Raw genomic sequence first — 15,250 nt, 5'->3', positions numbered from 1 at the left:
TTTTTTTGATTTACATTTAAAAAATCCCAACCTTTAAACTTACTTTTTAGCTTCTGAAAAATCCAAATAATTCAGACTAAAACCTCCTTTTTCAAAAACCACTTTAATTTTATTTATTCCGGCATTTAGTTTTACCTCCGATAGAATAACTGTTTTCCATTTTTTATTATCTCCAGTTGCCAGAAGTGTAATTGTTTCTGATTTATTTCCGTTTTCTGTTTCTAAATAAAGCTTGCCTTCTGAACTTTCACTTGAATAACGAATCGCTACTTTGTATGTATTTTGCTTTTTAACCTGAGAAGTAAATTGCAACCATTCTCCATCTTCAATAAAAGAAACCTGATAACCATTTGACCCTGAATCTTCACAAGGCAAAATATCAACACCATCATTTCTCATAGTATTTCCTTTATTCCATTGATCAAAATTTCCTGTCGCTACTCTGTAATTCACAAAATCTTTATCAGAATAGGCATATCCATTTGTTCCCAAATCATATTGCGTTGCAATAATTTTTCCCGGAATTACATTTTTTTTATATGGTTTTGTGTCATTTGTCTGAACTTGTCTGAACATTGCATCAACAACATCCGGCTTAACGGTTACATTTTGCATTTTGTAATTATCCGCCATTTTCATCAACGTTTTTTTGGCGAACTCTTCTGATGGTTTTTCTCCGCCGTCTTTCCAATATTTCAATAGAATGTCATACTCCGGAATTTTTGTTACCGAAGTTACCCCTGCAATATTTTCGATTTTTTTCATCGGCCAAAATGCCCATCCAATATTGTTGGTTTCCATTAATGTAAGGGCATCTTTGAACCAAACATTAGAATTTTCTCCACTTTCGCCTAACCAGATCGGAACATTGTATTGCGTTCTGTAATCCAACATTTTTTGGATAGAGGCTTTGTCATTGTAATTCCAATATTTATGGAAACTCAATGCCATATTTTCATCCCATAAAGGAAAAACTCCGTTGTAATTATTTCCCCAGCAATTTCCTTCGATAATAACCATATGATTGGTATCGACTTCACGAATTGCTTTTGTAACCTTAACGAGTAAATCTCTTAAAGGACCGTTTGAATTTTCATCACAACCATTTTTATTGGTTCCTGTAAAATTCCAGTTTGGTTCGTTGATTATGTCGTAAGCTCCAATCCAGGGATTATCTCTGTAGCGAGAAGCCAGTTTTTTCCATAAAGCAATCATTTTTTTCTGATTGGCCTCACTATCCCAAAGTGATGGTTTTGTTGTATCATAATCAGAAATTGCGGCATCGTTTCCTTGTCCACCAGGAGCTGCATGTAGATCTAAAATCAGGTACATTTTGTTTTCGGCACACCATTTCAGTAAATTATCTGTCATGGTAAAACCTTCTTCAATCCAGGTAATTTCACCATTTTTTTCTTCCTGAATTGATGGTGTATACAAGTTATAATGCATTGGCAAGCGAATCGAATTGAAACCCCAGGCTGCTAGCGAATCGACATCACGTTTTGTGATTCCGTTTGCTTTATAAGCGGCATAAAATTCCTTTGTACCTTTTTCTCCGGCAACTTCCTGAATTTTTTCCTTTATTTTATATTGTGGACTCGCAAAAGGCTGCGTTTGCAACATATAGCCTTCCTGAACCATCCAGCCACCTAAACCAAGACCTCTTAATATTACATTTTTACCCTTTCCATCAACGATATTTTGTCCTTCTCTATGCAAAAAACCTTGTCCAAAAGCTGTAATCGAAAGTAAAAGTTGTACTGTTATAATTATTTTTTTCATCTGAAAAATGATTTATTTTTCGTTATAAATTATATTATTATTTCCATGTATAAGTACCAACTGCTCCAGCTTCCAGAGATGTTGTAACCCATTTATCATTGAACTTGATATTGAAGACTTCTAATCCATCTCCATCATTTTCAACAATCAATACTTTTGATCCTGATGGTGTAATAAATGCTACATTTTGAAGATTTCCGCTTGTATTACTTCCAATTCTCACAGAACCAGCCGGAACAAATTTTGAAGCATGAGCAATAATATAATACGCAACATTGCGTTGAAAACTATCATTCCCAGTAACTGTCAATGCTCCTTTGCACATCGTACATCCTCCGTCTGTATGTGGTCCAAATGCTGTATTATTGGCTAAATTCCATTCTAATGCATTTTTGCTGTAATTTCTCATTGAACCTATAATCACGTTACGGAGATGCCACTTCAAATCACCATTAAAACTTGCCGTAGATGAAGTCCATTGTTCTGTAAAATATACACTTTTAGCAGGATAAGAATTATAGACATTAGTAAGAGCACTAATATCTCCTGCATAAAGATGAAAAGCTGATCCATCTACAAAAGGATAAGCATCGGCGTCAGCCAAAATTGCTTTAGGATAATTTGGATTATCGCAATTGTGATCGTAGGCAATAATTTTCACTTTAATTCCTGCAGTTTTAAAAGCGGGTCCTAAGTTGTTTTTAATAAAAGTAGCCTGATCTGTAGCAGACATATACATACTAGGATTATTACCGTCATGAAGAGGTTCGTTTTGAGGTGTTATAGCATCAATTGTAATTCCTTCAGCCTTCATTTGCTGAATGTATTTTACAAAGTATTTTGCATAAACATCATAATATTTTGGCTGTAATTTTCCACCTTTAAAACTGTCATTATCCTTCATCCAAATTGGTGCCGACCAAGGTGTTGCCAAAATTAAAATCTTTGGATTGATTGCCAGAATTTCTTTTAAAAGCGAAATTACACCCGCTTTATCCTTATCTAAACTAAATTTTGCCAAATCTAAATCCGTTTCTCCAGTTGAAAGGTCATCATAAGTAAAAGGAGTTGCATTTAAATCTGACGCCCCAATACTAATTCTTAAATAACTAATTCCGATTGAATTTTCGCCAGAACCAAATAATTCCTGCAATAGAGCGCTCTTTTTTGAAGCATTCAACTGATTTATTACATCAGCACTTCCGCCTGTTAAAGTATATCCAAAACCGTCTACAGTCTGGAATTTTTGAGACTCACTAACTTCAATATTTTGATTAATATTATAAGTTGTATTAAATCCCAGGGTTACGGTTTGCTTTGCTAATAAAACACTTTGATCTCCTTTGGTTAACCAGAAATCAACATCATTTGTTACAACGGGAGGTGTTACGGGAGGCGTTACTGGCGGTAGTACAGGATCAGTAGCATCGTTTGATGAAGAGCATTTTATCTGAGCAAATATTGCTAGTGCACAAAATAATACTTTTATGCTATTATTTAAATTCAGTTTCATTTTCATAGTTTTTAGTTAATAGCGCAACTAGTATACAAGAGTTTGTATCGCGTGCGGCGGAATTGTTATAGTATTTTTTAACGTGTCGCTGGTTAGGCTATACACAACTTCCTTATCTGATTGGTTCATAACAATAGTGACAATTTTTCCGTCTGGATTTTTGAAAGACGTACTTAAAAGGGTTTCTTCACTAATGGTTTGAGTTATTCTTTTAGCATTTGGCTGAATAAATTTTGAAAGATGACCAATATAGAAATACATTGGCGTAAAAATCAATTCATCTTTTGCGGTATCAGCATGGATTGGAGCAAAACAAAAATTCCCGACATGGTTAGGTCCTCCATTTTGATCTAAAAGTATGTTCCAGTCTGTCCAGCCAACAGTTCCGTTATTAAAATCGTTAATCATATTAAGGCCATAACGTTCTGCATTTCCCCAAAATTGAAATTTTGTGGCATCAAATTTTTCAATACAACCTTCTGTAAAAAGTAAGTTTTTGTCTGGAAAGGCCTTGTGTATATTTGCTACAGATTGAAACTGCGGAGGTCCGCCTCTCCAGGTTTCGTACCAGTGAAATCCAATTCCCCAGGCGTATTTTGAAACTTCAGGATCTGAGAAAACAAGATTGGCTCTTGCTTCTAACTGATCACCACGGTTATGATCCCAAATAATAATATTTTTAGACGCCAATCCTTCTTTTTCTAAAGTTGGTCCAAGGAAATTTTTCAGAAAATCTCTTTCCGCTTCCGGAGTATAAATACAAGATTCCCATCTTTGTTTCGCCATTGGTTCGTTTTGAATCGTCAACCCCCAAACTGGTATACCTTCTTTTTCGTATGCTTTTATAAATTTGCCATAATAATTTGCCCATGATTGCGCGAACTCAGGCAATAAAACGCCGCCGTGCAAAATATCATTATTGTCTTTCATGAAAGCTGGGGGACTCCATGGGCTAACAAATAAAGTTAATTTCCCGCCGGCTGTTTCAATTGCTCTTTTGAGTAGTGGAATTCGATATTTTCTATCGTGATCAATATTGAAGGTTTTTAATTCTTTGTCACCTTCAGCAACATATGTATAACTGTCGCTGCTAAAATCGCAACTATGAATATTAGTTCTGGCCAGAGAATAACCAATCCCTTTGTTTTTGTCGTAATAAGCAATCAGGAATTCCTGTTGTTTTTTAGGTGATAATTTGGCAAAAACTTCGGCACTTGCATCTGTAATGGCACCGCCAATTCCTAAAAAAGTCTGATCTGTTTTTTTGGTATCTATAACAATAGATACGCTTGAATTTGTTTGTTGTGAAGTTGAATTCGAAATTAAATTATTAGATAATGATAATCTCAAATTAGTATTTTCGGCTGTAGTATAAACCTGGATTTTTTGGTTTGATTTGGATGTAGAAACAGTAGTATTATCCACAACCTTTGATGAAGAACAACTTAATTGTAGAACTAGTATTGGAGCTATTAAAATTCTATTTATGACTTTCATTGTTACTTTTCAAAAAACGATTAAATTCAAATTCAAGTAATCGAGGGTCAAAACGGATGATTCAGATCAACCCTCGTACTCTTCTATAAAATATTAATATACAAGCGTTTGTATCGCATGAGCAGGAATTTTAACTACTGTTTTTTCAGCAGCTATAATTAAATTATAGGTAACCTCTTTGTCGGTTTGATTCATAACAATGGTTGCCATTGTTCCGTCAGTATTCAGAAATGAAGTACTTAATAAAGCACTTCTGCTTACTGCAGAGCTAACTCTTACAGCATTTAAATGAATGAATTTTGAAAAATGTCCGATATAATAGTAAGATGGTGTATAAATTAACTGTCCTGTTGTAGTGTCAGCGTGAATTGGCGAAAAACAAAAATTGCCAACATGATTAGGTCCACCGTTTTGGTCTAAAAGAATATTCCAGTCTGTCCAACCTGCTGTACCATTATTAAAATCATTAATCATAGAGATACCATATCGTTCTCCATTACCCCAAAATTGAAATTTAGAAGCATCAAACTTTTCAACACAACCTTCTGTAAACATTAAACCTTTATCAGGATAAGCTTCTTTTACTTTGGCAACATTTTCAAACATTGATGAGCCACCTGACCACGTTTCATACCAGTGAAAACCCATTCCCCAAACATATTTTGAAGCTTCAGGATCAGAGTAAATAACATTAGCTCTGTAATTCATTAAATCACGGTTATGATCCCATGCAATAATTTTTACATCACCTAATTTTTCTTTTTTTAATGTTGGTCCAAGGAAATTTTTAATAAAATCTCTTTCTGCTTCAGCAGTATAAATACAAGATTCCCAAGTTTGTACCGCCATTGGCTCATTTTGAGTTGAAGTTCCCCAAATTGGGATTCCTTCTTTCTCATATGCTTTTATAAATTTGGCATAAAAATTTGCCCAGGTCTGGTAATATTCCGGTAATAATGTTCCGCCTTTCAATACATTTTTGTTGCTCTTCATAAAAGCATTTGGCGACCATGGAGCAACATAAGTTAACAATTTCCCGCCGGCAGTCTGAATGGCTTGTTTTATTAGCGGAATGCGATATTGTCTGTCATGATCAATAGAAAACGTTTTTAAATCTTTATCGCCTTCTTTGATATAAGAGTAACTTTCACTGCTAAAATCAGAACTTTGTATCGTTGTTCTTAGCAAAGAATAGCCAATTCCTTTATTTTTATCGTAGTAGGCATTTAAGAATTCTGTTTGTTTTTCTTTTGAAAGTTTAGCAAAAATTTCGGCACTTGCGTCAGTTATTGCGCCACCAATTCCAATGAAAGTCTGGAACTTTTTTGATGGTTCTACAAAAACGGATGTTTCAATTTCAAGAGGTTGTTTTGATGCTGAAAAACTTAAATTATCTGTAGCAGTAATTCTTAGATTTGAATTTTCAGCAGTAGTATAAACCGTTATCTTTTTTCCATTGGTTGTAAACTCTTTTTTTGTTTTTGGTTGTTGAGCAAAAGCAGTCAACGAAAACAAAAAGCATAGAACTTTGAAACTATTTTTTTTCATTCTTTCCTTATTATTTAAATTCCAAATTGAAGTTTTACAGAAGTTGCTTATCACAAGACAATTTCCAGTGTTTAAGGATTTAAAAAATAGCCCATACTCATAATGATTATGGGCTATTTACAACCAAACTTAAACTTAACTTAATCTTTTTATTTTCCGCGTAATTCTACACTTTTGATAGTTATACCACCTGCAGCGATTTTTCCGCCACATCTGATCATTAGGTAAATTTTACCCGTAATATCAAATTTAACGACATTGCTAATCATACCTACTCTTTCGTTTTTAGTACATCCAATAGCAGATAATTTACCTGAAACAACTGAATTACCACAACCATCCCAAGTATTAAGTCCCATTACTTTACCTCCGTCGCTATAATCGCCAGAAACAGTAGCCGGGTCTTTTTTTCCAGCATAAACTTCAAACCACATATCTGCTGAAGCACCTCCTGAAACAACCATATCAATGCTGTATTCTTTGTCTTTTACAACATCAATTGCCTGATAAATACCTGCATGTCCACCTGATCCACTAATTGTAGCTCCTTTAGAACTATAAGTCCAATCTCCAGGAGCAGTGTAAATTACTTTTTTCCAGTTTGCCTGATCAGTAGCTGTTGCGAATGAACCTCCTTTTACAAGATTCCCTTTTACAGGATCAGAAGTTGCAACGACAACTTGTGTATTTGCAGTTCCCATTGCACCACCAGCACCAATAGCTGTATGTGTAATAGTATATGTACCTGCATCTGGTAGTACAATTGTTTCATTCATTTTACCAGGATAAGCACCGTCACCAGTATCCCATCTTGATGAAATAACACCATTTGGTTGTGCTGTTGCCAGATACGTATTTGTAACGCCAGTAACCGGTACCAGAGTAAATGCAGCATCTACACTAGAAGCAACTAAGACATTTCCGTTAACTTCGTCATCACAACTATTTAGTGTGCCTAATGCTATAAATAGCATTAGGTATACACTTCTTCTTAAATTTATATTTAGATTCATTGTTTTTGGTTTTTGGTTTTTGGTTATTTAGTATTACTGATAATTAGGATTTTGTTTCAATTTAGTACCATTAAGCTCAGTATATGGTATTGGGAAAATCTCATCTGTACCTGCATTGAAACCTCTGTCTGCCAATGCTGTTGCAGCATCTCCCCATCTTACTAAATCAAAAAATCTATGACCTTCACCAGCTAACTCCATTCTTCTCTCATTTTTAATAGCTGCTAATGTTACTGGAACAGAAGCCAAACCAACTCTGGCTCTAACTGCATCAAGCAAAGCTTGTGCTCTCGGTCCTGAACCTAAAGCCTCAGCTTCCATTAAATAAGTATCAGCAAGTCTGATAACATAAGAATTTTGTTTGTAGTTTAATTCTGCATTACCTCCACCTGTACGAACATCCGATTGTCTTGGTAAGTATTTGTTCAGGAAATATCCTGTATCTTGGTAACCACCAATATAATCAGCTTGTCCGGCAGCTTTTAACGCTTTTACATCTAAAATTGTAGCTGCAAACCTTGGATCGGTCTTCATTGCATCATATAATTTTTGAGTAGGTACACTAAAACTCCATCCTGCAGGAAGATCCGGTGCAGTAGAATTTGTAGGTCTTGAATAACCTCTTGGTCCAACCATTACATTTAAAGAGTTTCCTTCATCTTTACCAGATCCCCAAAATGTCCAGTCAGAGTTACCTGCACTAGTATGAGAAACTTCTATTAATGACTCTGTATTAAATTTATTTGATGTTACCCATAAATCACTAAAATTAGCTAGCAATTTATTTCCGTATTGATTTGTTTGTCCTGGTGTACCATTTACCTGAGCTAAAACGGTAGCCGCCTCAGTTTTTTTACCTTCAAATAAATATACTTTTCCCAGTAACGCTTGCGCTGCACCTTTATTAAACCTTCCAGCCTCAGTATCTGCAACAACAGTATTAGGCAAAGCAGGAATAGCTTCTAATAAATCCTTCTCAATTTGTGCGTAAATTACTTCTGGTGCCACTTGTTCAGGATCATAAATAGTCCCTGTAGTTAATGGCTCTAAAATCAAAGGAATGTTTTTAAACAATCGCACTAAATTAAAATAGTAAAATGCACGTAATGCTTTGCTTTCTGCAGCAAATCTAGCTCTTACTCCATTGTCCATAGTGGCGGCAGGAAGTTTAGCCAATAAGATATTTGCTCTCGAAACACCTTGGTAATGATCACCCCAGTAACTTCCCGGTACGATAATCGAAGTAAGTGAATGCGTAGAGAAATTTTGAATTCCTGTTCCATCTGTTGGTCCACCACCACCTGCATAAAAATCATCTGAACCAGCATTTAGCATGGCAACCAAATTTTCGAAACCACCAGTATTCTTTCTAAGTGGATCGTAAACCCCAATTAAAGCAGAATAACATTGTTGTTCGTTAGAAAAGTAAGTACTTGTATCAAATTTTCCTTTCGGATCTATGGTCACAAAATCTTCCGAGCACGATCCGCCCAAAGCCGCTAATGCCACAGCAATATATATGTATTTAAATTTTATAGTTTTCATAATTCTTTAATTTATTAAAATTGAACGTTAGCTCCAAACAGAATAGATCTGGCTTGTGGATAAACTCCTTTATCTACACCGAATACTTGACCTCCAATTTCTGGATCAAATCCAGTGTATTTAGTAAAAGTGATTAGATTTTCTCCTGTTACGTAGAAACGAACTTTGTCTGCACCAATTTTAGATGATAAATTAGTTGGCATTGTGTATCCAACCTGAACAATTTTCAAACGTAAGTAGTTTCCATTTTCAAGATAAAAATCAGACATATTAGTGAAATTTTTATTCGGATCATTATTTGACAATCTAGGATAATCGTTTGAAGTTCCTTCTCCAACCCAACGATCTAACGCTTTAGTTTGATAGTTAGCATTCAAGATATCAAGTCTTCTTAGACCCTGGAAAATTTTACTTCCTGCTGATCCTTGAGTAAATGCCATAAAATCAAAGTTTTTATAGTCTAAGTTTAAAGTAAGACCGAAAGTATATTTTGGAATGTTAGTACCTAAATATTGTTTATCATCATCTGAAATAGCACCATCTCCATTTGTATCTGTCCAACGGAAATCTCCAGGTTTAGCATTTGGTTGAATTAAACCTCCTGAAGCATTTTTATAAGCAGCAACTTCTGCTTCATTTTGAAAAATACCTGCTGTTTTATATCCGTAGAATTCATTAAATGAGTGACCAACTTCTGTTCTTGTAACTGGCCCCATAGATTGGAAAGTAGCATCACCAACGATGTAGTTTGTAGATGATCCAACATATGTAATTTCATTTTTTAGATAAGCAACGTTTCCATTAATACCTAAATTAAATTCTCCAAGTCTTTTCTTGAAACCTAATTCAACTTCAAAACCACTGTTATCCATATCGGCAATATTCGCAGAAGGTGCGTTAACAACTCCAACATATCCAGGAATAACAACATCTCTTAAAATTCCAGTAGTTCTCTTTTTGTAATAATCTACCGCAAGAGTAAAATCATTAAAAAGTTTAGCATCAAGACCTACAGTCGTTTGAGAAGTTTCTTCCCATCCTAAATTTGCGTTTGGTAATGTAGAGTTTCCGTAACCTGTTGTAATTGCACCTGTATTTCCAACAGAATAGTTATATCCTCCTACAACTAAAGCTCTGTATTTAAAATCGTCGATATTATCATTACCAACAACTCCGTATCCTCCACGTAGTTTTAAAGTATTTACTACGTTATTTTCTTTCCAGAATCCTTCTTTCGAAATTACCCATCCTAAAGAGAATGAAGGGAAAACTCCCCATTTGTTATTTTCTCCAAAACGAGTTGATCCATCACGACGAACGATTCCTGTAAAAAGATATTTCTCTTTGTAATCATAATTAGCACGCAAGAACAATGAAGCTAATTTGTGCTCTACGAAATCCTCTGAAACGTTTACTCTGTCAGTTTGAGGAATATCAAAATTAAAAGAAGCATCTTTATAACTTGTGATTGGCAAACCAAACATAGTAACTTCAATTTTACCACCTATGTTTTCAACATAAGCACCTTGTCCTGCTAAAATGTTTAAGTTATGATCTCCAAATTTATTTGCATAAGTCAAGATGTTCTCAAGAGTCCATGCAAATGATTTATTATTCTTTTGATTGTAATTATTTCTATCCGCCTTAACATTCGGATTTAGGAAGAAAACCGGAGTAAAACCTTGCTCTCCCCAATAAGCTAATTTACCACCAATTGTAGTTCTGAATTTTAAATGCGGAGTTATGTTAGCTTCTAAATAAGCGTTACCAACAAAGTCATCTGACCAGCTATATCCACCTAATCTTGTTTGCGTATAAGCTAATGGATTAGACATTTCTTGTTGTACCAAAGTAGAAATTCCGTAAGGATTTCCGTTTGGATCTCTAACAATATTTGGATTTGCGTAAAAACCAGTACCAATTACTGCAGGATCTGTAACAACCAATGGAGTAAGTGGATCTAAGTTAATAGCAGAACTCAAAGGTCCTCCAAATTCACTGTTTACATTTCCAATACCTTTAGTTTTTTGGTGTGTATATCCAAAAGTTTGTCCAAACGTAAAATAATCAGAAATTTTATGAGTTGAATTTAAACGGAAATTTTTCTTTGTATAGTTTGAAATTTCTGTTGCAACAATACCTTCCTGATCTTGTATTCCAAAAGAAGCATAAAAAGTAGATTTATCACCACCACCGCTAATACTCAATTCGTGAGTATATCTAAAAGCTGAGTCGTTAAAAATTGCATCTTGCCAATTGGTACCTTGACCTAAAGCTGAAGGATTTGCGTATTTAACTCCGCCACCATCTGCTAATGATTTCTCATTCATAATTGCACCATACTGTGTAGCATTAAGCATATCTAATTTCTTAGCCGGACCAGAGATACCAGCAAAACCGTTGTAGTTTACAGAAATTTTACCAGATTTTCCTTTTTTAGTAGTTACCAAGATAACCCCAGTTGCTGCACGAGTACCATAAATTGCAGCAGAAGCAGCATCTTTAAGAACTTCGATAGATTCGATATCACTTTGATTAATGAAACCAATTGCATTGGCATCTACAGCAATACCATCAACAACCCATAAAGGATCATTTCCACCTTCTCTAAAAGTAGTTATACCTCTAATACGAACTTTTGAAGCTGCTCCTGGCTGCCCTGAAGTAGACGCTACAGAAACACCTGCTGCACGACCTTGTAGAGATTGTTCAACACGTCCGTTTGGTACTTTTTCAAGATCGGCAGCTTTTACGCTGGAAATAGCTCCAGTTACTACTGCTTTCTTTTGTGTACCGTATCCAACAACCACCACTTCATTTAATGACTGTGATTCTGGTTTTAATTGAAATGTAATTTTTGTTCTTCCGTTTACAGCTTCAGAAACTGTAGCGTAACCAATAAAAGTAACTGTCAAAACACCATTTGACGGTACTTGAATTTGGAATTTTCCATCAAAATCTGATGCCGTTGATTTCGTTGTTCCTTTTAATACAATTGTTGCACCTGGAACTGGCATTCCACTCTCATCATTTACAACCCCGCTTACCGTGACATCCTGAGCCACAGCTATAACCGAGAATAACAAAGACGAAATACAAAAAATAAGTAATTTTGTTAATTTCATTTTTCTAAAAATTTTGGTTAATTAATTAGTAATTTGATGCAATAATAATGTTATTTTTTTACTATCAACAATTAAAATTCATTACAAAAACACATCAAAGTAAAATTTTATACATTACAAAAACACATCATTTTTTTTATAAATTACTGATTTTAAATAATTTAAAAATAAAAATTAAGATGTTATCAAAATGTTAATTGCAAAAATAAACACTACAGTTGTATTAGAATGCTTATTTTTATCAATAAAACAGCCAACTACCTCGTTGTAGTAACTACAAAAACACATCAAAACACTGAAAATAAACACCTTACATAACATAAATAGAAATAAATTAAAAAATTTATGAAATTGATAAAATCATATTTTATTATTACTTTTTTTACATTATTCTCAACTTCATTTTTTGGGCAAGTTAAAAGCATTGGTTTGCCTGATGTAAGAAATTACAAACGAAACGAATATAAGGGAGGAACGCAAAATTGGAATATCGGACAGGATAAGAATGGAAACCTATATTTTGCTAATAACAATGGCCTTTTACAATTTGATGGCTCATCATGGAGAAAATATCCTTTACCTAATCTAACTTCTGTAAGATGTCTAAAAATTGACGACTCTGGTAAAATTTTCGTAGGCGGATATAATGAATTTGGCTATTTTCAACCAAATGCAAAAGGAAAACTCAAATACACATCACTGGCAAAAAATATTGACAAAAATAAAATCAAAATAATTGACTTTATCTGGAAAATTCATACCCTAAATAATCAAACCATTTTTCAGTCTTTTGCAAGAGCATACATCTTCAAAAATGGAAAACTTACTATTCTAAAAGCCCCCAAACGATTTCAATTTTCATTCGTAGTTAACAATAAACTTTATTTCCAGGATATAGAAAAAGGTATTCTTGAATATAGAAACGGAAAACTATATTCCTTACCCAATACAACTAGCCTCAATAATACAGAGGTTTGGGGAATGTATGCGCTTGATAAAAATAAAACCTTAATTATAACGCTTGAAAAAGGACTATTCCTATATGAAAATAACATAGTAAAACCCTGGAATACGGAAGCCAATAATTTTGTCAAAAAAAACAACTCTTTAGGCGGAGTAACAATTAAAAACAATTTTATTGTACTAAACTCAGTATTAGACGGAATTGCAATTTGTGATTTTGACGGCAAAATAATCCAACATCTCAATCGAAAAAAAGGCTTACAGAACAATACTGTCTTAACCTCCTTTATTGACAATAAAAACAACCTTTGGCTGGGCCTTGACAATGGTATTGCTTTTGTAAATGAAGGGTCTCCTTTTACCTACTTTGGTTTCAGTTATGACATTAGTACCGTTTATGCTTCTGTGATTCATGAAGGGAATTTATATGTAGCAACAAATCAGGGTGTTTTTTATCACGCATGGAACAACAGTTTTAAGGAGGATACTTTTAAGCTTGTCGAAGGAACTACCGCACAATCGTGGAATGTTCAGGTGGTTGATAACGAATTGATTTGTTCGAACAACAGAGGGGCTTTAATTATAAAAGGTGGAAGAGTAATTCAAACAATAGATTCCAAAGGTTATTTTGGTTTTAAAAATATTCCCAACCGACCAGGTTTTTATATTGGCTCTAATTATGATGGATTTGCCATTTTTCAGAAAACAGCTGGCGGATTAGTCTACAAAAATCAAGTGATTGGCTTTGATAAATCATCAAATAGTTTTGAGCTTGACGAATCCTTTTTATGGCTTAAAAAAGATGAATCAATATATAGAATGTCTCTTAGCAATGATTTGACGAGATTTTCATCCATTAAAAAAATTGATCGATTAGATGCTAAATACAAAAATATTGGAAGTATTCAGAAAATTGACAACCAATTATACTTCCAGACAAATAATCATTTCTATAAATATTCTCAGGAACAGGATTTGTTTTATGAAGACAAGAATTTATCTAAATTATTCAAAAATATACCGATTATAAACGCCTTATCAGAAGATTCCCAATCGAATTTATGGTATGCCTTTGACGAATCTATAGGTGTATTAATGAAACGAAATAAGTATTATACTAATATTGTTGCTCCTTTTTCAAATTTAACCGGCAATCTTGTTAGTAATTATCTATCAGTAAACACCATTGATTCTAAAAATATTTTTATAGGATTAACCGATGGATTAGCTCATTACGACTCTGAATTACTCAACAATTTTGTAACGAAACCAAAAGCTTTTATCCGAAGCTTTTCGTTTCCGGGCGATACAATTGTTTTAGGAAACAATCAGAATAAAATTGAAAATGTTCGTATCCCATATTCTTCCAATCACGTTCGTTTTACTTTCTCATCCCCAACTTATGAAAATCTGGAAAATGTTGAATTCTCTTATCAATTAGAACCTTTTGACGATAAATGGAGCAATTGGTCCACTATCGCAATCAAAGAATACACAAATCTTCGTGAAGGAGATTACAAAATGAATGTAAAAGTTAGAAACAGTTACGGAATTCAATCTGAAACATCTACACTTTTATTCACCGTTTCTCCGCCTTGGTACAGGCACTTTTTAGCATTGATCCTTTATTTTGTTCTAATTATAGTTGGAATCTATGTTATTTCTAATAGGATAAAAATGAAGATTAGAAAAAATAAATATTACGAAACAATCGAACAAAGAAGACTGTATCTTGAAAAAGAATCAAGAATCAGGCAAGAGCAGTATGATCTTGAAAAAGAAATTGAAAAATTAAAAAATGATAAACTTCAAATTAAAATATTAGCAAAAGACAAAGAATTAGTAAATAACTCTTTACAGGTTGTAAAGAAAAACAAAATCTTAAATGGCATTATTCACAAACTAAAAGAAATTGACGTTGAAGCCCTTGATGATTCAACAAAATTTCAAGTCAGCAAACTGAATAAAAGCATTGTAAAAGAGGTAAATACAGATAAAAGCTGGAAGGACCTTGAAAAACACATCAAGAACGTTCACTTTGAATTTTTAAAGCGTTTAAAGGAAAAATTTCCAACCATATCACCTAGGGAACTTGATTTATCGACTTATCTGTTAATGAATATGTCTACCAAAGAAATTGCCGAAATCATGAACATTTCGACTGGTGGAGTTGAGCTGGCAAGATACCGTCTAAGAAAAAAATTAGGTTTAAATAAAAAAGAAAACCTAATAGGTTTTCTAATGAGTATCTAAAAATTAAAAAG

8 protein-coding genes are annotated in these 15,250 nt (G+C 33.8%); 1 reads left to right on the top strand and 7 read right to left on the bottom strand.

Annotated elements, in window-relative coordinates; genetic code table 11:
* Positions 1–39: 39 nt before the first annotated feature.
* The 7 genes from B0A65_RS08565 to B0A65_RS08535 form a co-directional block, all read right to left on the bottom strand.
* Positions 40–1,782, bottom strand: a complete 1,743-nt coding sequence (locus B0A65_RS08565; RefSeq protein WP_074660486.1) for a cellulase family glycosylhydrolase — start codon at positions 1,780–1,782, stop codon at positions 40–42.
* 37 nt (positions 1,783–1,819) lie between these two features.
* Positions 1,820–3,295, bottom strand: coding sequence for a glycoside hydrolase family 30 protein (locus tag B0A65_RS08560; RefSeq protein WP_074660600.1), 1,476 nt, complete (start codon positions 3,293–3,295; stop codon positions 1,820–1,822).
* Between the two features lie 27 nt (positions 3,296–3,322).
* Entirely contained in the window at positions 3,323–4,792 is a 1,470-nt protein-coding gene (locus tag B0A65_RS08555; RefSeq protein ID WP_074660485.1) for a glycoside hydrolase family 30 protein, read from the bottom strand.
* 93 nt (positions 4,793–4,885) lie between these two features.
* A complete protein-coding gene (locus B0A65_RS08550) occupies positions 4,886–6,340 on the bottom strand; it encodes a glycoside hydrolase family 30 protein (RefSeq protein WP_074660484.1) in 1,455 nt (484 codons plus the stop codon).
* 149 nt (positions 6,341–6,489) lie between these two features.
* Complete coding sequence (locus B0A65_RS08545) at positions 6,490–7,353, bottom strand: hypothetical protein (protein WP_123890302.1); 864 nt, start codon at positions 7,351–7,353, stop codon at positions 6,490–6,492.
* 33 nt (positions 7,354–7,386) lie between these two features.
* Entirely contained in the window at positions 7,387–8,898 is a 1,512-nt protein-coding gene (locus B0A65_RS08540) for a RagB/SusD family nutrient uptake outer membrane protein (protein WP_074660482.1), read from the bottom strand.
* Positions 8,899–8,912: 14 nt separating this feature from the next.
* Complete coding sequence (locus B0A65_RS08535; RefSeq protein ID WP_074660481.1) at positions 8,913–12,023, bottom strand: SusC/RagA family TonB-linked outer membrane protein; 3,111 nt, start codon at positions 12,021–12,023, stop codon at positions 8,913–8,915.
* A gap of 345 nt (positions 12,024–12,368) precedes the next feature.
* On the opposite strand from B0A65_RS08535, the gene B0A65_RS08530 reads away from it, so the two are divergent.
* Positions 12,369–15,239, top strand: a complete 2,871-nt coding sequence (locus B0A65_RS08530) for a helix-turn-helix and ligand-binding sensor domain-containing protein (protein ID WP_074660480.1) — start codon at positions 12,369–12,371, stop codon at positions 15,237–15,239.
* Positions 15,240–15,250: the final 11 nt, after the last annotated feature.

The organism is Flavobacterium frigidimaris, assembly GCF_002217275.1.
In the GTDB taxonomy this organism is placed as follows: domain Bacteria; phylum Bacteroidota; class Bacteroidia; order Flavobacteriales; family Flavobacteriaceae; genus Flavobacterium; species Flavobacterium aquidurense.
This window is presented reverse-complemented; position numbering and strand designations above follow the sequence as displayed.

Bases quoted from the DNA above. Each gene is read 5' to 3' on its own strand.
- B0A65_RS08565 (WP_074660486.1), bottom strand. From the start codon at position 1,782: ATGAAAAAAATAATTATAACAGTACAACTTTTACTTTCGATTACAGCT.
- B0A65_RS08560 (WP_074660600.1), bottom strand. From the start codon at position 3,295: ATGAAACTGAATTTAAATAATAGCATAAAAGTATTATTTTGTGCACTA.
- B0A65_RS08555 (WP_074660485.1), bottom strand. From the start codon at position 4,792: ATGAAAGTCATAAATAGAATTTTAATAGCTCCAATACTAGTTCTACAA.
- B0A65_RS08550 (WP_074660484.1), bottom strand. From the start codon at position 6,340: ATGAAAAAAAATAGTTTCAAAGTTCTATGCTTTTTGTTTTCGTTGACT.
- B0A65_RS08545 (WP_123890302.1), bottom strand. From the start codon at position 7,353: ATGAATCTAAATATAAATTTAAGAAGAAGTGTATACCTAATGCTATTT.
- B0A65_RS08540 (WP_074660482.1), bottom strand. From the start codon at position 8,898: ATGAAAACTATAAAATTTAAATACATATATATTGCTGTGGCATTAGCG.
- B0A65_RS08535 (WP_074660481.1), bottom strand. From the start codon at position 12,023: ATGAAATTAACAAAATTACTTATTTTTTGTATTTCGTCTTTGTTATTC.
- B0A65_RS08530 (WP_074660480.1), top strand. From the start codon at position 12,369: ATGAAATTGATAAAATCATATTTTATTATTACTTTTTTTACATTATTC.